The 19008-nt window shown below is 48.5% G+C and carries 17 protein-coding genes; 1 reads left to right on the forward strand and 16 read right to left on the reverse strand.

What is annotated here, in order from left to right; genetic code table 11:
* Positions 1–89: 89 nt before the first annotated feature.
* The 7 genes from ACKKE8_RS20485 to ACKKE8_RS20515 all read right to left on the reverse strand — a co-directional run bounded on the left by ACKKE8_RS20485 (position 90) and on the right by ACKKE8_RS20515 (position 8926).
* Positions 90–2018, reverse strand: a complete 1929-nt coding sequence (locus ACKKE8_RS20485; RefSeq protein WP_409174661.1) for a stage V sporulation protein D — start codon at positions 2016–2018, stop codon at positions 90–92.
* A 64-nt stretch (positions 2019–2082) separates the two neighbouring features.
* Positions 2083–4554, reverse strand: coding sequence for a penicillin-binding protein (locus ACKKE8_RS20490; RefSeq protein ID WP_409174662.1), 2472 nt, complete (start codon positions 4552–4554; stop codon positions 2083–2085).
* A gap of 140 nt (positions 4555–4694) precedes the next feature.
* The gene (locus ACKKE8_RS20495) at positions 4695–5108 is read right to left on the reverse strand and encodes a cell division protein FtsL (protein WP_409174663.1); all 414 of its coding nucleotides are present in this window, start codon (positions 5106–5108) and stop codon (positions 4695–4697) included.
* Positions 5109–5141: 33 nt separating this feature from the next.
* Positions 5142–6086 (reverse strand): 16S rRNA (cytosine(1402)-N(4))-methyltransferase RsmH, encoded by a 945-nt coding sequence (gene rsmH / locus ACKKE8_RS20500; RefSeq protein ID WP_409174664.1) that lies wholly within the window; start codon positions 6084–6086, stop codon positions 5142–5144.
* Between the two features lie 17 nt (positions 6087–6103).
* Positions 6104–6535, reverse strand: coding sequence for a division/cell wall cluster transcriptional repressor MraZ (gene mraZ / locus ACKKE8_RS20505; protein WP_007717680.1), 432 nt, complete (start codon positions 6533–6535; stop codon positions 6104–6106).
* Between the two features lie 151 nt (positions 6536–6686).
* Positions 6687–7946, reverse strand: coding sequence for an adenosylhomocysteinase (locus ACKKE8_RS20510; protein ID WP_409174665.1), 1260 nt, complete (start codon positions 7944–7946; stop codon positions 6687–6689).
* Positions 7947–8029: 83 nt separating this feature from the next.
* Positions 8030–8926 (reverse strand): LysR family transcriptional regulator, encoded by an 897-nt coding sequence (locus tag ACKKE8_RS20515; RefSeq protein WP_409174666.1) that lies wholly within the window; start codon positions 8924–8926, stop codon positions 8030–8032.
* Between the two features lie 144 nt (positions 8927–9070).
* On the opposite strand from ACKKE8_RS20515, the gene ACKKE8_RS20520 reads away from it, so the two are divergent.
* A complete protein-coding gene (locus ACKKE8_RS20520) occupies positions 9071–10333 on the forward strand; it encodes an APC family permease (protein WP_409174667.1) in 1263 nt (420 codons plus the stop codon).
* 38 nt (positions 10334–10371) lie between these two features.
* Here the strand turns inward: ACKKE8_RS20520 and ACKKE8_RS20525 are convergent, their stop codons facing one another.
* The 9 genes from ACKKE8_RS20525 to ACKKE8_RS20565 all read right to left on the reverse strand — a co-directional run bounded on the left by ACKKE8_RS20525 (position 10372) and on the right by ACKKE8_RS20565 (position 19007).
* The gene (locus ACKKE8_RS20525; protein ID WP_409174668.1) at positions 10372–11424 is read right to left on the reverse strand and encodes an S-layer homology domain-containing protein; all 1053 of its coding nucleotides are present in this window, start codon (positions 11422–11424) and stop codon (positions 10372–10374) included.
* Between the two features lie 161 nt (positions 11425–11585).
* Positions 11586–13208, reverse strand: coding sequence for a bacillithiol biosynthesis cysteine-adding enzyme BshC (gene bshC, locus ACKKE8_RS20530; RefSeq protein WP_409174669.1), 1623 nt, complete (start codon positions 13206–13208; stop codon positions 11586–11588).
* 123 nt (positions 13209–13331) lie between these two features.
* A complete protein-coding gene (locus tag ACKKE8_RS20535; RefSeq protein WP_106653218.1) occupies positions 13332–13889 on the reverse strand; it encodes a cupin domain-containing protein in 558 nt (185 codons plus the stop codon).
* Between the two features lie 52 nt (positions 13890–13941).
* Positions 13942–14340 (reverse strand): DUF3397 domain-containing protein, encoded by a 399-nt coding sequence (locus ACKKE8_RS20540; RefSeq protein ID WP_409174670.1) that lies wholly within the window; start codon positions 14338–14340, stop codon positions 13942–13944.
* Entirely contained in the window at positions 14337–15302 is a 966-nt protein-coding gene (locus ACKKE8_RS20545) for a ketopantoate reductase family protein (RefSeq protein WP_409174671.1), read from the reverse strand. The genes ACKKE8_RS20540 and ACKKE8_RS20545 overlap by 4 nt, the downstream gene beginning before the upstream one ends.
* Before the next feature lie 172 nt (positions 15303–15474).
* A complete protein-coding gene (locus ACKKE8_RS20550) occupies positions 15475–17013 on the reverse strand; it encodes an acyl-CoA carboxylase subunit beta (RefSeq protein WP_409174672.1) in 1539 nt (512 codons plus the stop codon).
* A gap of 17 nt (positions 17014–17030) precedes the next feature.
* Positions 17031–17804, reverse strand: a complete 774-nt coding sequence (locus ACKKE8_RS20555; RefSeq protein ID WP_409174673.1) for an enoyl-CoA hydratase-related protein — start codon at positions 17802–17804, stop codon at positions 17031–17033.
* Positions 17805–17843: 39 nt separating this feature from the next.
* Positions 17844–18743, reverse strand: coding sequence for a hydroxymethylglutaryl-CoA lyase (locus ACKKE8_RS20560; RefSeq protein ID WP_409174674.1), 900 nt, complete (start codon positions 18741–18743; stop codon positions 17844–17846).
* 51 nt (positions 18744–18794) lie between these two features.
* Entirely contained in the window at positions 18795–19007 is a 213-nt protein-coding gene (locus ACKKE8_RS20565) for a biotin/lipoyl-containing protein (RefSeq protein ID WP_015892116.1), read from the reverse strand.
* Position 19008 lies beyond the last annotated feature (1 nt).

Here is a 19008-nt window from a genome sequence, read left to right on the forward strand (position 1 = left end):
CCGATCATTTAGGCGCAGTCTTGACGAACAAAGGCAGAGCGAACGTAGACAAGCCTACTCCCCTCCGCCTTCGAAATCTCATTTTATAGCTAATTGCTCGATTTGTCACCAAGGTATATGCGAATTTTTCCGCCCTCATCAATTTTTACTCCGGGGGCAGGGGACTGCTGGATGACGAACTGACCTTTACCTGAAACGACTAGCGGCAGAGTATCATACGTTGTCACTACGTCTCTCATGGATTGTCCGACCATGTTTGGCACCTCAATTGGTGCTCTTTCACCAAGTGCTTTGTTAATCTCCTTGGGGATGCCATCTTTTCGTTTGGGTACATTCAAATGTTGAAGGGAGGATTCCATGATACTTTTTACACTCGGAGCGGCGATCAATCCACCAAATGCCAGTGCTTTCGGATTGTCTACGGCGAAATATACAACGATCTGTGGATCATCAGCTGGCGCAAAACCGATAAACGACACGATGTATTCCCCATCGACGTAACGGCCATTTTTTACTTTTTGTGCGGTTCCCGTCTTTCCTCCTACCCGATACCCTTCAATATATGCCTTATTACCCGTTCCTTGCGCGACCACACTTTCCAGCGCATGCCGAACTTTGGCGGAGGTCTCCTGGGTAATCACCTGTCGAACTTCCGTAGGCAAGGTCCTCGCTACGACATCGTGTGTCACACTATCCCGCCATTCTTTGGCGACAAACGGCTTCATAAGTTTGCCACCATTGATAGCAGCTGAGACCGCAGCCATTTGTTGAATCGGCGTTACCGATACCCCTTGACCGAAAGAAGTCGTACCCAGTTCTACTGGTCCCACTTTATTCAAGTTGAATAACAGCCCGTTTTCTTCGCCGATCAAATCGATCCCTGTCTTTTGTCCGAAGCCAAATTTTTTGATGTAGTCAAATAGTCGTTCTTTTTGCAGTCGCTGACCCATCGTTACGAAGCCAGGGTTACAAGAATTCTCTACCACTTCCAGCATCGTTTCCTGTCCATGCCCCTGGCGCTTCCAGCAACGCAATCGCTTCCCTGCCACGTTTATGAATCCCGGGTCGTAAAAGCCCTCGTTCAGATTGATGACCCCTTCGTTTAAAGCGGCAGCCAGTGTCACAATCTTGAATGTGGAACCAGGCTCGTATGTTTTCCAGATCGGGAGATTTCTATTGTACACCTCTGAAGGATAGTCCCTGTACGCATCCGGTTGAAAAGTCGGGCGACTTCCCATCCCCAATATTTCACCTGTCTTTGGATTCATGGCAATCGCCAGAACATCATCTGGCTGATAAGCGACCACCGCCTGATCCAGCTCGCGTTCGATAAACGATTGGATGGTACTGTCGAGTGTTAAATACATGTCCATGCCATTCACGGGTGCTACGTAGTCTTCGGTTCCACCTGGCAGTACGCGCCCTTTGGCATCTGACGGAAATGAGATATGCCCCTCGGTCCCCATCAAGAAAGGATCATAAATTTTTTCAAGCCCTGTCAACCCTTGATTGTCAATGCCTGTGAAACCAAGAATATGGGCAGCCATATTTCCGTTCGGGTAAAAACGCTTCGTATCCCCTGCCAAGTATATCCCTGGCAAATTCAATTCTTGTATTTTTCTCGCCTTTTCAACAGACAGTTTTCTTCCACCTGGAATCTGGTTGTTGCTCATTTCTTTTTTCGTAATGGCACGAAATACATCTTCTTCTTTTTGCTCCAAAATGATGGCGAGCTGTCTTGCTGTTTCTTTAGGGTCTTTGATTTGCGCCCCTACCGATACCAGTGTAGGGACGGTCATATTCGTCACGAGCTCATTGCCGCTTCTGTCTAGAATGCGACCACGATTGGGTTGAAACTTAATTTCCCGCTTGAGCAGTTCATCTGACATTTGCGAGAGTTTCGGTCCTTCTATCAATTGAACATACCCCAATCGGGTGACAAGTGCCGAATACAAAACGACTCCTACAATCAAGATGATAAAAATGCGACGGCGTACAGTAGCATTGGATACCCGCAAAGCGAGTCCCCCCTCAAATAGGTTGTCTCTTCTTAACCTTATTCGCAGGGGGGACTAGTTAGAACTATGGAGTTGTCGGTGTTTGCGTTGAATGGTCTTCTTGTTTATCAGGAGGAGGTGCCTGTCCAGATGCTGGCGGCTGTGTTGCCCCACCTTGCCCAGTTTGCTGACCGGAAGATGGCGGAGCCGGGTTATTTCCACCTGTTGGGTTAGTAGTAGTATTCGTCCCTGGATTGTTTGGCGTCGTTGTAGCAGGCACTGTGCTGCCCTCCTGACCTGGAAGAGGTGTTGTCGGTACAGGTGGTTCCGACACGGATTGCAGCGTCACCTGAAGCAGCTCTGTACCCTGGAGCACGGTTCCCGGAGGAATACTTTGTTGAGTGACGAAGCCAGTTCCAGTCGATTTCATTTCGAGATTGATCAAAGAGCTGAACTCCATGACGTCCCGCAATGATTTTCCTTTGAAATCAGGCATCTTCGTTCCTTTTACCCTGTCAGTTACAAGGATGATCTGTTCACCTGGAACGACCTGATCATAGGCTTCCGGGTACTGTTTGACGATTTTCGTACCTGTTCCGGCTACCGTGACCGTCAAATTGTCCTGCTTCGCCCGCATTTGTGCGGCTGTCGTGGACATGCCTTCAAACTTTGGCAATGTCTTCGGTGTAGCTGGTGAGGATGCCAGCGCTGCCTGCGCTTCTTTTTTCGGCTTCGGCTTTTCATTCGGTTTATTCTTGACTACCGACAGATCAGGCTGTTGCTGCAAATATTGCAAGCTGCGTTCCATGATGGTTGTAAACATGGGAGCAAGCATCATTTGGCCCCACATTGCATACCATGCATTTGTTTGCGGATCGTCAATGACGACATAAACCAACAGCTTCGGATTGTCTTTTGGCGCAAAACCGATGAAGGAACCCACGTAGCGGCCATCCATGATTTTCCCTGTGTTGGGATCATATTTTTGTGCAGTTCCCGTTTTACCCGCTACTTGGTACCCTTCGATCTGATATAGCGTACCGGTCCCGGGCTTCTCTGAGACAACCTTACCTAAAATATCGCGGGTCTGTTTCGCAGTCGCTTCACTTACAACCCGCTCCACAACCTCACGTTGCGTGCGATTGACGACTGCTCCCGTGTGAGGATCACGCATTTCTTTTAAAATATGAGGTTTTAGAAGCTCTCCTCCATTCGCGATCGCCCCCACAGCCGCAACCTGCTGGATCGCCGTAACCGTCGCTGCTTGTCCATATGTTGTTGCAGCCCAGTCACGTGGTGACCGAGGTTTTTCCAGGTTGATCAAATTTCCTTCTTTCTCGTAGGGAAGCTCAATTCCGGTTTTTACACCCATCCCGAATTTTTTGAAGTATTTCTTCAGACCTTCCAGCTTCAACCGTTCATACCCTAACTTAGCAAACAATACGTTACTGGATCGCTGAACCCCTTCCAAAAAACTGATGGTTCCCCAACCGGCACCATTGTTGTGGTCACGGATCGGAATCTGCCCCTTGATGGTATATGCACCTGATTGATAGGTTTCATTCTGATTAAACATTTTTTCTTCAATCGCTGCCGCAAGCGTAATAATCTTAAACGTAGAGCCCGGCTCAAACATTGTGGTAACAGCATGGTTATTGTAGTTATCAATCCCGTTGTAGTACGTATTCGGATTAAACTGCGAGCGGTTGCCCATCGCCAATACCTCACCCGTTTGTGGGTCGGCCACAATAACCGTCATGCCCTGCGGCTTGTACTGCTGTTCCACCTTGTCAAGCGCTTGCTCTACATAATTCTGGATTTGCCGGTCAATTGTCAGGTAAACATCTAAACCATCCTTTGCCGGAATGTACTCCCCTTCTCCGTCTGGCAGCTGGTAGCCTGCGCGATCCTTTTGGTAGGCAATATGTCCCTTTTTGCCAGCCAATTCTTCGTTCAATTGCAGCTCGATCCCCATTTTCGGTTCATCATACAAATCAAGATAACCGATCACATGGGAAGCGAAGGCGTTATTCGGATAAACCCGGCGGGTCGTTTCAGTCAAATAGATGCCTGGGAGCTGATTCTTTTTGAGCTTCTCACCACTTGGCAGTGTCGGATATTGCAAATTCAGAATTCGGTTCCTTTGCTCTTCACTGATCTTTAGCCCGTAGCGTCCCAATTCCACCACTTTGTTCGGCTTGGTCAAATTCTTTACCAATTCTTGAACAGGCGCATTCAAAATAGGAGCCAGCATATTCGCTGTGTAGTAAGGGTCTTTCACCACATCTTCGTCTCTCGCATCCAGTGGCTTCAGCCTTGCATTTACCGTGTATGCCTTACCATCATACGCCAAAATCTCTCCGTTTCGATCATAGATCGCTCCACGCTTCGGCTTCAAGACATGCGCCCTATCCCACTGCTTCTGTGCAGTCTGCATGATTGTGGCGGAGTTTGCTGTTTGGATCCAATAAATTCGAAAGCTCAACGTCGAAAAGATCAAGATCAGGCATAAGGCTACCACGAGAATTCGCCAATTTACTTTTCGCTTCCATTCCATCTCCATTCAACTCCGTCGCATCTAAGATCGCCCGCCCCCCAACAAAGGCTGCTGGGGGAGACGAACGCAACCTAGCCGAGTCAGGAGCAGACTCTGGCCCAGCTAAGAAAAAATGTTACCGCACGTAAGAGCAGTAACATTTAAGGTTTTTTGGTTTGTGTTTGTGGCAGAGAACTCGCCTGTACTTCTGGCTTCCCAATCGTATGTACAGCTGCTGGATCGTATACCATCCCCTGCTTCTCTGCTTCTTTTTGCAGGCGATCCCGGTTGGTCATTTGCTCAATTTGCAATTTCAGCGTTGCATTTTTTTCTGTCGTCACACGGTTTTCATGTTTGGTGCTTTGGATTTCGTAATTCAACTGGGAAATTTGCGAGTAGCGGACACCCACTAGACCCAAGCCGACGACGGTTAACGAGATAAATAAGAGATACAGCAATTTTTCTCCGGTCGGAATCGTTGGCTTGATTCGAACCGTGCGCTTTGTTGTTTTCGTTACAGAGCGGGATTGTTGTTCCAACTCCATAGCTAGATTTCCTCGGTAGTAATAACTCATCGCTTCTCCCTCCCCTTTCTCGTCGATCCCGGCCTACAGCTTCTGCGCTACCCGTAGTTTAGCTGATCGTGCACGCTTGTTTGCTTCCAATTCTTCTTCTGATGGCAAAATCGGCTTCTTTGTAATGACTTTTACAACCGCTTTATTTCCGCATGTGCAAATCGGAAAAGCTGGCGGGCACGTGCACCCTTTTGAAAAGTCTTGATAAATTTGCTTGCAGATTCTGTCCTCTAACGAATGAAACGTGATGACACTTACGCGACCTTCTGGATTCAAAACCTCAATAGCATCGACGACGGCCTCTTTGAATGCATCCAGTTCATCATTGACTGCGATCCGAATTGCCTGAAAGGTACGCTTCGCCGGATGGGGTCCGGTACGGCGCGCAGCGGCAGGAATTCCTTCCTTAATCAACTCAACGAGTTCTCCTGTTGTTTGGATCGGCTGCTTCTTCCGTTGTTGAACGATTTGCCGGGCAATTCTCCGGGAAAATTTCTCTTCTCCGTACAGCCAAATGATCTTGGCAATCTCTTCTTCATCCCACTCATTGATGATGTCATAGGCGGACAATGGCGCTTGTTGGTCCATTCTCATATCCAAGGGCGCATCGGCGTTGTAGCTGAAGCCGCGCTCTCCCTCGTCCAATTGCGGAGAGGATACCCCGAGGTCAAACAATATCCCGTCTACACCAGCCAACCCTAAATCTCTCACAATGTCTTTGATATGACGGAAGTTACTCTTTACCAGCGTGACTCTATCCATATAGGAAGCGAGTCTTTCGCGGGCATTATCCAGTGCCCAGTCGTCCTGATCGATGGCGATAAGGCGACCGCCCTCCGTCAGCTTGGAAGCAATCAAACTGCTATGCCCAGCTCCGCCAAGTGTACAGTCTACATAAATGCCTCCGGGACGAATATTTAGCCCTTCGACAGCCTCATCCATCAAAACGGTTACGTGATGAAACGACAATGTCGTCACTCCTGTTCTTCTCGCTGCTACAAATTAAAATCAACCAGTTTTTCGGCAATTTCTCCAAAAGAGCCTTCTGACTGAGCAAAATAATCTTCCCAGCGTTCCTTGCTCCATACCTCTACACGGTTTGACACCCCAATGATCACACATTCTTTTTGCATGCCTGCATGCTCACGTAAATTGGGTGGTATGTTTACCCTTCCCTGCTTGTCCCACTCGCATTCGGTGGCACCTGAAAAGAAAAATCGTGTAAATGCACGAGCATCTGCTTTTGTAAATGGGAGAGACTTGAGTCTTTCCTCTAGTTGTTTCCACTCATCTTGCGGATAAGCAAACAAACATTGGTCCAGCCCGCGGGTAATAACAAAGGAAGTGCCTAGCCCTTCACGGAATTTGGCTGGGATCGTTAGGCGGCCTTTTTCGTCGATGCTGTGCTGATATTCCCCCATGAACACGCCCTGGTCCCCCACTTTCCTGTCGGTTGGCTCCACTTTCCCCCACTTTTCCCCACCTAGTACCTATTTGTTATTATAAAAAAAAATCCTGCGTTTGTATGCAGGATTTTTTCGCATATTTTTTTGCCGGGAAAAGACGGGATTCGAGGGACTATTCGACCCAGCTTTCCAGGTAGGATTTTTGCTCGTTTGTCAATTTGTCGATTCCGATGTTCAGAGCTTCCAACTTGTACTGAGCCACCATTTGATCCAACTCGAATGGTACGTTCAGCACTTTTTTGCCAATGTTTTTGTACTGTTCATTGACATAAGCCAAGGATACCGCTTGCAGAGCAAAAGTCATATCCATGATTTCAGCCGGATGTCCGTCGCCAGCAGCGAGGTTCACGAGGCGGCCTTCTGCGAGCAGATACACTTTTCGACCATCAGCCAAGACAAATTCTTCAATATCTTTACGTACAATGCGGGAAGAAGTCGACATTGCATTCAGATCGACCTTGTTTACTTCGACATCGAAGTGACCCGCGTTGGACAAGATTGCGCCATCTTTCATCACAGCAAAATGCTCTTTGCTGATGATATCGCGGTTACCTGTCACTGTTACGAAGTAGTCACCATGCTTCGCAGCTTCGAGCATTGGCATTACTTCAAATCCATCCATGTAAGCTTCTACCGCTTTGATTGGGTCGATTTCGGTTACGATTACTTTTGCGCCCAAACCTTTTGCACGCATCGCTACACCTTTACCGCACCAGCCATAGCCAGCTACCACAACAGTTTTACCAGCTACTACGAGGTTCGTTGTACGGTTGATACCATCCCATACGGATTGACCCGTACCATAGCGGTTGTCGAACAAGTATTTGCAGAATGCATCGTTTACGGCAACCATCGGGAACTCCAGCTTGCCTTCTTTTTCCAACGCTTTCAGACGCAGAATACCTGTTGTCGTTTCTTCTGCACCACCACGTACTTGAGACAACAGATCACGGCGCTCGCTGTGCAAAATAGTGATCAGGTCGCCACCGTCGTCAATGATCAGGTCAGGACGAGTTTCCAGTGTTTTGATCAGATGCTCTTTGTATTCAGCAGGATCTGGATTGTATTTCGCAAATACGCGAATACCGTCTTCCACCAATGCTGCGCAGATGTCATCTTGCGTGGACAACGGGTTGGAACCAGTAATGGTTACTTCAGCGCCACCAGCTTGAACTACTTTAGCCAGATAAGCCGTTTTTGCTTCCAAGTGCAAGGAGATCGCAACTTTCAGTCCTGCAAACGGCTGCTCTTTTTCAAAGCGCTCGCGAATGCGGTTCAGGACAGGCATGTGTTCTTTTACCCAATCAATTTTCAGATGGCCGTTGTGCGCCAACGACATATCCTTTACGATGCTTTCAGATACTGTGTTCATGTACGGATGGACCTCCTTTTATCTCATAAAGCAACCTTGTCTATCATATCATACGCAAGTTAAACCATCATCAGTTTTTCCAATTATTTTCCTATTATCGGCAATTTACGCTCTGCGGTTTCTACCGTAAGCAGCTCCAAAAAGCGTAACAAAGCCTGAGGCATCCATTTCTTTTTATGGTAGACCAACTGTCGGAAAACACGGATATCCGGATGGGAAAACGAGAGTATCATAAGTGTACCATTTTTCACTTCATCTTGTACGACAATTTTCGGAAGTAACGCAATTCCTAAATCATAGGCAACACATTGTTTTATCGCTTCCAGACTACCAAATTCAAAAGAAGATTCCACGGTGGCTCCTGCTTCACGCAACACCGATTCCATCATCCCTCGGTAACTGCATCCCTTTTCTGTAAAAATCCAGGTTTCCCCGCTAAAATCGTGAGTTTCTACCTTCGCTTTTTTCACCAGCGGATGGGTAGGTGCAGCAACAACAACTAGTTTTTCCTCACCTAAAACGACATTTGTCAGCTCTGATTGATCTTGGAGCCAATCGAGCACAAAGGCGAAATCGAACTTCCCTTCCTTTACCCCCTGTCTCAAGTCTTGGCAGATGCCCGGTGCAAGCATGATCCGCATACGCGGCTGCTCTAAGCGAAATTTTTGCAAATAAGGGGGTAAATAAAAGGCTGCCAATGACTCTACTGTTCCGATACTCAACGTTCCCGCCAGATGTGCCTGCTCTGACAAATTCGCTTTTGCTTCATCTAATACGGCTTGCAGCTGTTCGCTGTAGCCGAGAAGCACTTCACCTGCATGGGTAAGCCTGATTTTTTTGCCCCAACGCTCGAATAGGCTGACACCGAACTCCGATTCCAGATTTTGAATTTGGGTCGTCACACTCGACTGCGCGTAGCCTAAAATTTCTGCTGCACGAGTAAAGCTCTGGCATTTTGCTACTTCACGGAATGTTTGCAAATAACGAGTATCCAGATTTCCCCCTCATTTCATCGAAAAAATCGATTAGAATTATCTAATATTATAGATAACTCCGATGATTAAGTCTATGCTACACTTCAGTTACCAACGACAAGGTACGTAAAAAAAGTGAGGGATCTACCTATGGGGAAATCATCCACGCAAGCCCCCGGTCTAGCCAAAACACTGAGACTTCCGCAGATCGTCGCCTTATACATCGGGGCTGTGATCGGTTCCGGCGTACTGCTCATCCCCGGACTCGCAGCGCAAAAGGCTGGTCCTGCTTCCATTTTAGCTTGGCTCGTCATGTCTATTCTCGTCCTGCCCATGGCCATTACGATGGGGCTGTTATCTGCTCGTTATCCGAGCTCAGGCGGAGTCTCTACATTTGTACGGACAGCGTACGGAGATCGATTCGGAAACATGGTAGGCTGGTTCTTTCTCCTGTCCGTCCCGATTGGCGCACCGATTCTGAGTGTTACAGGGGCCAACTACATTGCGATCCTGCTGAACTGGAGTGAGTCGCAAGTTTATGCGGCTGCTGCTCTGCTTCTTCTCGCTATCCTTATGATGAATGTTGTAGGCTTGCATGTAGCTGCACGTGTCCAAACGATTGTTGTCTCGCTGATTATGACGATTTTGATTTTGGCCGTTGTCGCAAGCATCCCGCATGCATCTGTTACTCACTTTACTCCTTTTATGCCAAACGGTTGGTTGAGTGTCATGCAAGCAGCAGGTCTGATGTTCTGGTGCTTCATTGGGTGGGAAGCCGTGACGCATCTCTCAGAGGAATTCGTTGATCCTGCGAAAAACGCGATTCGCGGTGTTTTGTGGAGTGCGGCAATCGTTGCTCTCTTGTATTTTGCCGTGGCCTTTATGACCGTGGCTACGCATAGCTACGGGGTCGGTATCTCCGCTGCCTCTCTCAGTTTCATGGTTCAACTCTCCCTGGGTCCGATCGGCGGATGGATTGTAGCCGTAACCGCCTTGTTCATTTGTATCGCAACAGCCAACGCTTACATTGGTGCTGCTTCACGTATCGCCTATTCGTTGGCGCAAGAAAAGATCGCTCCTCGCTGGTTTGGCATCCTCCACGCCAAATACCGGACACCAACCGGCGGACTATTGTTTCTCTCTCTTTGTTTTGTCGTCGTTCTCGGCGTACTCTATTTTGATGTGATCGACTTGTCCAGACTCATCGAGCTACCCAATGCAACCTTTTTTGCGACTTACATCGGCGGGTGTCTAGCTGGGGTCCGACTCTTGCGCAATAGTCGCGTAGGCCGAATCGCTTCCTGGACTTCTCTCTTATGTACAGTAGGACTCTATCCTTTTTTGGGGTGGTCCGCTCTCTATCCCCTCGTAATTGCATTCGTCCTTTTTATCTGGCAAAAACGTCATGCCTGACACAAAAAAGGCTGGGAGTCATTTCCCAGCCTTTTTTCTTATTCATCTTTTCCAATCAGTCGAAACGTTTTGCCATCGCTCGAGGAAAGGTAAAACGTGCGATCGACGCTTCCGCCCAATTCCCCTGCGTAATACTGAACCGTCATTCTGTATTTATTCATGCCGATTTTTGCAAAGTACATCAGCTCATTAAACTGCGGAAACCGGACATAATCATACACTTCATATTGCATAAACGAAAAATGCTCGCGTAAAAACGATTCGCTGACAGGCAGATTGTTTTTCTTTACATACGCAACCAAATCATCAAAGCGACGAATCTTTTGCTTATCCATTACGTCACCTACAAATGACGAGACGGCTTGTGTCATTGCCTTTTTCTCGCTCTCTGTTACATTGCCAGGGTACAACTCGTCGATTTTTGTTTCCAAACGATTTAACAGGACGACTGCCTGTGCTCTGTTGATTTTGTCATCAGGACGAAAGCTTCCATCTGGAAAGCCAGCCAAAATCCCCATTTTGTAGGCAGGGTAGACCGTCATCACTTGTGTTTCATTTTCGACCGTAAGATCCGTGAAAAATTTCGCAGTCGTTCCCCGATATTTTTCCCCTTCTGATTGATGCCCGATGGCTGCCAGCAAGGTTCTTGCCGCTTCCAACCGCGTCATGCTATCCTTCGGTTTCCCGGATGGCATGATACCCGCTGAAACCAAATGGTGATAGGTTTTTTCCGACCAACGTCCCGCAGCAGCCTGCAAATAGGTCTCTTTGATAAAGCTGTCAGGCTCATGACCTGTAAAGGAAGGAATGACGCGTTCAATCAGGGATAAAAACTGTTCTTGCGTCACTGTTTGTTCTGGCTTAAAGGTCCCGTCGGGAAAGCCTTTAATCAATCCCTTTTTGGTAGCAATCCCTATTTCTTTTGCTGCCCAATGTCCATTGGTGTCGATAAATGCAGGTGAATTGGCCACGTATTCTTCCCGTGCTTCGGCCGTCTTCAATCCTGCGGTTGCGATGCCCGTCAATAAAACCGACAAGCTAACAACTAGTAGAGTGGCTTTTTTCCCGATTTGTTGTAATGTAATCTGCATCCCGAGTACCACCTTTCCCCAAAAACAATCCATTACTACTAATACGCAGAATTTGTCGGAAAAGTTTCGGCATAATTTGAAGAAAAGTTTTCCATCAGCTTAAACAACAAAAAAATAGCCGGGTCCACTTCTAGGACGATCCGACTATTTTGCACTGCATTTTACAGGTAATAAAGTTGATGAGTACCATCATGCGCGAATGGCGCATCTACTAATCGGTCAATCAAGCCAAGACCATACTTATTTGCAAATGGGAAAAACGAATGCTTTCTTTCTTGCAGCCCACCTTCGGGCACCAATGCGGTCTCAATTCGTTGGACGCGCACATGCTCCACGTCATCTTTTTGCTGTAGCGAACGAATCAGACGCTCTTCTAAAAAGGATACTTGCTCTAACAGCAGCTTACTATTTTTCTCAGCCAGACCACGCAATCCGGCATCCAGAGAAACGACCTCCTCTATCAGCGGACGATAGATCGACATGATCGACTCCCGTGCAGATGTGAATTGCTGCTCCAGCGGATGTGGCGCCTGGTTTTTGGACCACTCGGTTTTCCAAGCGGTGAAATCAGTCAAGACTCGTTCAACAGACAGCCCCAGGCTATCCAGCAGTCTCAGTTGAGCACCCTCCACAAGGGTAATGGACATACGAGGCAATACGATCGGCATCTGCATCCCGAAAAGCTCGAATACCTCCCGATAAAACGCCCAATAAGCAATCTCTCCCGGACCTCCAATGAAGGCAAGCGTAGGAAACAGATGCTCCTGCATCAACCCACGAGTAACAACATTTGTGCTAAAACGTTCTGGGGAATCTGCAACCTGCTTGAGCAATTCATCGCGACTGTAAGAACGTCTCCGATTGATAAAGCGCTCCCCATGACGTTCTAACAGCAATCGATTATCGCCCTCATAGACGAACAGATTGGCTTGATGCTCTTCCACTTGCAATTGAAGCGGATAGCCAGCCGTTGAAATCCGATCCGCTGCCCGTAGCAATACCTTCGTCAATTGCTCATTGTTCTCAATGATCTGTGAAAAAATTGGTTGCTGCAGATCACGAACAAACGGCAACGAGGATTCAACCAGAACAAGACCGTGCTTGCCAAACAGTTTTGCCATCAAGCGGGCAAACCACTCTGCGACTGTACGCGAATCAGCCGCGGTTTGCGTCAGCAACTCACGAATCTGTTTGGTTTCGGCAGTCTCTGTCTGTCCCTGGAAAAACTTATCCAGGAACTGCGTACACAGTTCAGGGTCCAAGGGTAGGGTACTTGCCGATTGGCGACCCTTTTTGTTCAGAGCCAGTCGCTCTTTGTGCAGGCGCTTCCCATCGTCCGCTCCCCAGTACACATGATCGATCTCATCGATGTCATGGTCTTCGCCAGCAATCCAGAACACCGGAATGACGTTCGCCTGTAGCTCGGCAGACAGCCTTTTCGCTGCCTGGATCAGATGAACAGCTTTGTTGACCGTATAGAGTGGTCCACCCAGAATCCCTGCTTGCTGACCGCCAATGACCACATATGTGTCTGGCTGTTTGAGCAACTCGATATTTTTCAGTGCTTCAGGGTGAGTACCCATCTCTTTATTAAAACGATATAAACCTTCCACGAGCTGGTTCCGGTGAGGATAGGATTGACTTTGAAGCCATTCCACGCGTTCTCGGTAGGACTGTTCACGGTAGGGATTATGCGCAAAAAACTGTAATGCAGAGGCATTTTGCTGCTGGTACTCCTGTGCCAGCGGATTCGCCAATGGAAGCGCGAGACATTCAACATTCATGCTAGCTCACCTTTCTTAGGGCCATGGTCAACCAAAATTATAACATGCTCCACAGCCACAAAAAACAAGACAACCCACTTTAATGGGTTGTCAAAGTGTAATACAGGCTTGTTCGCGCTTGCATTAAAATTGTGGAGGGGTGACGGACCAGATTAACAAAGCTTCCGTTTCCCCTGTATTTTCGATTGCGTGTGTTTTGCTGCTGTCAAATGAAATACTGTCTCCTGCTTCCAATACATGCTCTTCATCGTTGAAGCGCGCTGTCACACTGCCGGTAATGACCGTAAAACATTCTTCTCCCTCTGACTGTACGAACTTGTCGACAGCCATTTCTCCAGGCATCAGTCGCACTTCCAGCATCCCCAGCTTGGCACTACCTCCCATCGAAAGCAGCGAATAAGTGCCCGTCGATTCAGGAAAGACCAGTTGTCTGCGTTTTTGCAAGCGAGTCACATGCACCTGCTTTTGATCAATATCTTCGAAAAAATGAATGATGGGTGACTCCAGAGCTTTGGTGATTTTCCACAGCGAATCTAGCGACGGCTGCGAAATTCCACGCTCTACTTGGCTCAGCAAACCTTTGCTTAACCCTGTCTTGCCAGCCATAATTTCCAAGGTAAAGCCGCGTTCTTTCCGAATCATTCGAATCTTATGACCGATGGTCTCGATGGGAAGTCGCATAGTTCCAACCTTCTTTCTTATCGGAATAAATACGATATGTATCAACAGTGCTTTACACGACACCCATCGTTTTGATAATTCCGGTCGTAAACAGCACTATGTAGACGATTCCAAACCAGAGAAACGACAAACGCCAGGCCGAAAATCCTACCTTTTTGAGGGAGAGCCGCCCCTTCCACTTCATCTGTACGCACCCCAGGAGCACGGTTACCACCAGGTAAAAGCAGAATACCCACCACCAAGCGGAAAAAGCCTCGGGCCAGATCAGTTCGTAAGCGGAAACAGCAGAACGAATCACCAAAAGATTCGTGATATTTATCGCGAAGCGGCCTGCCAGTTTCTTGTTCCGCGTCGTCCCATACAAGATGAAATAAACGATCGGAAACCCGAGAAACGGCACAACCGTCAGCGTCCCCCACAAATAGGCCCAGACATTCGCCAAAATGGTCATCTACTGTCGCCTCCCTCCTTCCGTATTCCCATGTCTGACTTCAGAAGGATAACGCGAAGCAAGGTTTCGTGCAGCGGAGTCAGAATCCCGGCCTCTTTTCCTACTTGGACAAGATAGCCGTTGATAGACTGCACTTCCGTCGGTCTGCGCTTCTTTATATCCTGCAGCATGGAGGAAAGATTACGGGAAGTATTTCGGCAAATGGAGACAATTTCCTGCAAGTCTGCATCCTCGATTTTTTGTCCGGCATACGCAGCCACTGCAGCTGCTTCCACAAATAAAGCACGCATGAGCTGTTGCGTATGTGAATTTTCGAGGAGAGCACCATTTGGGATTTCAAAAAGCGCGGTTAACGGATTGATCAGCGCATTTGCGATGAGCTTGCGCCAAGCAAAGGGCTGTATTGCCTTTTCATAGACAGCCTCCATACCTGTTGATATTGCCCACTCGACAAATGTCCGAATCAGCGGATCATTGCAATCAGAAGTCTCCCAAGAACCTACGCGCAATGTACCAGTACCGGTATGCACGACTTCTGTAGGCGACAATCTCCTTGCTCCTTCCGTATTAATCGCAAAGAAGCACTGTGTCTCCGTTAAAACGGTTCGAAGCAATTCGTAATGACCCATGCCATTTTGCAAAGCAATCACTCTTGCCTCAAGGGTTACCCCTTGTAAGGCTGGAAGCAAGCTATGCAAATCTGGCTGCTTTACAGTTAACAAATACAGATTCCCTTCAGGCAAGCCTTCTTCAATGGGGCTGGCGGTAACGGGAACAGTGACTGTCTCGCCATTAAGCTTTTGAAAGCTGAGCCCGCGTTCATTTAGCTGATTCGCCTGGAGTGAACTGCGTGTAACAATCGTAACAGGTTGTCCAGCGAGTGCGAGCCTTGCTGCATACAGCAGCCCGACAGACCCTCCACCTATGACTACCACCTGACACGTCCTTGGTTCTAGCAGCATTTGTTCACCCACATTAATCAATGCTTATTTTTCAAGAATAACAGAGTTTTCGGGATTGTTCAATTGATTGACACAAAAAAAGATCGAAATTATCGAAATATTCCTAGGTTACCACACATTTTCTGTAAAAAAAATCAGGCCATCGCCTTTTGACGACAGCCTGAACCCTGATTTATACGGGATAAACTGCATGCTTTCTGTCCGAAAAAACGTGACGCTTTTCCTTGTAAACCTCGTAGCGCTGGATTAATTCTCGTCTCAGTTCGCTTGGAGGCACAACAGCATCTACAATCAAGTTGGACGCCAGTAAGTACAGATCGATGTCTTCCTGATACTCTCTGCGCTTTTCTTGGATAAACGCTTGACGCTCTGCCGGGTCCTCAATCGCTTGAATTTTGTTACTGTAGACGGCATTGACCGCCGCTTCTGGACCCATTACGGCGATTTGGGCACCAGGCAGTGCGAGGCAAGCATCTGGCTCAAATGCAGAGCTGGCCATTGCATACAAGCCGGCACCATACGCCTTGCGTACAATGACGGATATTTTCGGTACCGTGGCTTCCGCCATGGCGGAGATCATTTTTGCCCCGTGTCTGATAATGCCGGCCCGCTCTACTGCTGTCCCGATCATAAAGCCAGGAACATCCGCCAAGAACAGGAGTGGGATCGAAAACGCATCGCACAACGTGATGAATCGAGCCGCCTTGTCAGCCGAATCGACAAACAGGACTCCTCCTTTCACACGCGGCTGGTTGGCAATGATACCGACCGGCTTGCCATCCAGACGTGCCAATCCGGTAATCAGCTCTTGGGCAAATAATTTTTTAATTTCAAAGAACGAATCCTCGTCGACCAATGCTGTAATGACATCATGCATATTGAAAGCTGCATTTTGGTTCTCCGGCACGATGCTCGTGATTTCCTTCGCAGTAGACACAGGGGCTTTCGCCAGTGCAGTCGGCGGCGTCAACGTATAGTTCGCCGGGAAGAAACGAAGATAGCTGCGCGCTGCTTGAATCGCTTCTTCTTCATTAGCAGCCAGTACGTCACCGCATCCGCTGACGGAGCAATGCATGCGTGCGCCACCCAACTCTTCCAAGCTCACTTTTTCTCCAATCACCATTTCCGCCATGCGCGGAGAGCCCAAGTACATGCTCGCGTTTTTGTCGACCATGATGACAATGTCACAAAAAGCTGGGATATAAGCGCCACCAGCAGCAGAAGGTCCAAACAAAATGCACACTTGTGGAATTTTGCCGGAAAGCTTCACTTGGTTGTAAAAGATTCGCCCAGCACCCCGTCGGCCTGGGAACATCTCCAATTGGTCAGTGATGCGCGCTCCTGCTGAATCGACGAGATAAAGAAGAGGAACGCGCATTTTTTCAGCTGTCTCTTGAATGCGAATAATTTTTTCGACGGTCCGCGATCCCCAAGACCCGGCTTTCACTGTCGAATCATTCGCCATCACGCAGACAGTTTGCCCGTTCACCTTGCCAATTGCGGTGACAACTCCATCCGCCGGCAGATCGCCTGCCATGACATTTGCGAACAGCCCATCCTCGACGATGAACTCATCATCGAACAATAGCTTGAGGCGATCGCGAACGAACAGCTTGTTTTGCTCCTTGAGCTTGTCATGATACTTGGCATCGCCCCCTTGCACTACTTGGGCGATTTTTTCGTGCAATGTGTCTTCCAAATGTTTGGTCATCAGCGTAATCCCCCTCGTCACTCTCCGCGGTATATCGGTTTTCGTTTTTCCTGAAAGGCTGCGAGTCCTTCTAGGCGGTCTTTCGTCGGGACGAGCAGCTTGTACGCATTGCTCTCAATCTGAAGTCCGCTAGCTAGCTCGACTTCCACTCCACAATCGATGGCAAACTTGGCTTGGGCTAGGGCAAGTGGAGCATTCGCTGAAATTTGCTCGGCCAAAGCAATCGCTGTCGCCACGAGTTGATCAGCGGGAACAATCCGATTGATTAACCCAATAGACAGTGCCTCCTCTGGAAATACACGCCTTGCCGTAAAAATCAGTTCCTTGGCGACGCCTTTTCCAACTAGCCGGGGCAAACGCTGTGTTCCGCCAGCACCCGGGATGATCCCGAGCGATGTCTCCGTTAAACCCATCTGGGCATGCTCACTCATGATCCGCAAATCGCACGCCAAAGCCAATTCTGTCCCGCCCCCCAGCGCCAGCCCGTTAATTGCCGCGATGACTGGTTTCGGTAGCTTTTCCAGCTCTGTGAAGGTATCTCGAATCGTTTGAATATATACATCGACCTGTTGTGGTGACATGGAGCGCCGCTCTCTTAAATCCGCACCAGAGCAAAATGCCTTGTCGCCAGCCCCTGTCACAATGACCGTTCGGATGTCACGATCATGGCTGATTTCACTGATTAAGCCGCGCAATGTCACGAGTGTTTCAAGATTGAGGCAGTTAAAAACTTCTGGCCGTTGCAGCGTTAGTACGCCGATTGCGCCCTCTCTTTGCAGGGAAACCGTCATATTCTATCCCCTCTTTGCGAATGTGTGGAACCATACAGATCATCCAGCTGGTTTGCTTGCGAGCGATGCCCGCAGCACTTTTGAGGGGAGCTCTTTGTCCAACTGCTGCCCAATATACGCACCAGCTTCAATCAACTTCTCGAGATCGACGCCCGTTTCATAGTCCATTCCATGCAGCATGTAAACCAAATCTTCAGTCGAAATGTTGCCTGCAGCTCCTGGGGCATACGGGCATCCACCGAGGCCGCCAATTGAGCTGTCAAAGATCCGGATTCCTTCATCTAACGCTGCTGCTACGTTCGCCAATCCAGTTCCTCTCGTATCGTGAAAATGGGCGGCTAAGCGCTCGTTCGTAACATCTTTCACAAGTTCTCCAAAAACCTCATGAACCTGCTTCGGTGTTGCAACCCCGATCGTATCCCCGAGAGAAATCTCGTACACTCCCATTTCCAAAAGAGCCTCTGTCACCCTGCGGCTATTGTCCAGCGGAACGTTTCCCTCGTACGGACAACCGAACACCGTTGAGATATATCCGCGAACTTTCATCCCGAGAGCCTGCGCTTCCTGGGCAACCTCCCGCAGGATCGGATACGTGTCTTCTATCCGTTTATTGATGTTTTTTTGATTATGCGTTTCAGAGGCAGACATGAACAGGGCAATCTCTGTCAGTCCACATTGGCGCGCTCGCTCCAGCCCGCGAATATTTGGAACCAATGCGCTAAGCGTTACCTCTTGGCTGCGATTGATTCCCTGCAAGACCTCATCTGCATCCGCCAATTGCGGTATCCATTTCGGATTCACAAACGAACTTGCCTCGATCCGCTTCAAGCCTGCTTCCATCAGCTTATGAATCAGCGCGATTTTTGCTGCCGCTGGAACAATCCCGCTCTCATTTTGCAGCCCGTCACGAGGACCGACCTCCACGATTTGCACACGCACTACAAGCCACCTCCTCGCCTAGCGGTCGCTCAGTTTAGAAGTATTCTAATCCTATTCCAAAACGACAATGATATCGCCATCGTTGACAAAATCGCCAATATTCGCTTTTACTTCCACAACCTTGCCTGAGGCTTGAGCCTGTACAGGAACTTCCATTTTCATCGATTCCAGTACAAGAACGTCCTGTCCTTCATTGATCTCGTCACCTGGCTGCACCAGGACATTAATAACAGTTCCTGCCATATTGGCTGCTACTTGTTTCATG

It is taken from the genome of Brevibacillus fortis, assembly GCF_046196545.1.
GTDB classification, from domain to species: domain Bacteria; phylum Bacillota; class Bacilli; order Brevibacillales; family Brevibacillaceae; genus Brevibacillus; species Brevibacillus fortis_A.

Bases quoted from the DNA above. Each gene is read 5' to 3' on its own strand.
- ACKKE8_RS20565 (WP_015892116.1), bottom strand. From the start codon at position 19,007: ATGAAACAAGTAGCAGCCAATATGGCAGGAACTGTTATTAATGTCCTG.
- ACKKE8_RS20540 (WP_409174670.1), bottom strand. From the start codon at position 14,340: ATGACCATTTTGGCGAATGTCTGGGCCTATTTGTGGGGGACGCTGACG.
- bshC (WP_409174669.1), bottom strand. From the start codon at position 13,208: ATGAATGTTGAATGTCTCGCGCTTCCATTGGCGAATCCGCTGGCACAG.
- ACKKE8_RS20535 (WP_106653218.1), bottom strand. From the start codon at position 13,889: ATGCGACTTCCCATCGAGACCATCGGTCATAAGATTCGAATGATTCGG.
- ACKKE8_RS20490 (WP_409174662.1), bottom strand. From the start codon at position 4,554: ATGGAATGGAAGCGAAAAGTAAATTGGCGAATTCTCGTGGTAGCCTTA.
- ACKKE8_RS20555 (WP_409174673.1), bottom strand. From the start codon at position 17,804: ATGACGGTTTCCCTGCAAAGAGAGGGCGCAATCGGCGTACTAACGCTG.
- ACKKE8_RS20545 (WP_409174671.1), bottom strand. From the start codon at position 15,302: ATGCTGCTAGAACCAAGGACGTGTCAGGTGGTAGTCATAGGTGGAGGG.
- ACKKE8_RS20550 (WP_409174672.1), bottom strand. From the start codon at position 17,013: ATGACCAAACATTTGGAAGACACATTGCACGAAAAAATCGCCCAAGTA.
- ACKKE8_RS20520 (WP_409174667.1), top strand. From the start codon at position 9,071: ATGGGGAAATCATCCACGCAAGCCCCCGGTCTAGCCAAAACACTGAGA.
- ACKKE8_RS20495 (WP_409174663.1), bottom strand. From the start codon at position 5,108: ATGAGTTATTACTACCGAGGAAATCTAGCTATGGAGTTGGAACAACAA.
- ACKKE8_RS20525 (WP_409174668.1), bottom strand. From the start codon at position 11,424: ATGCAGATTACATTACAACAAATCGGGAAAAAAGCCACTCTACTAGTT.
- ACKKE8_RS20510 (WP_409174665.1), bottom strand. From the start codon at position 7,946: ATGAACACAGTATCTGAAAGCATCGTAAAGGATATGTCGTTGGCGCAC.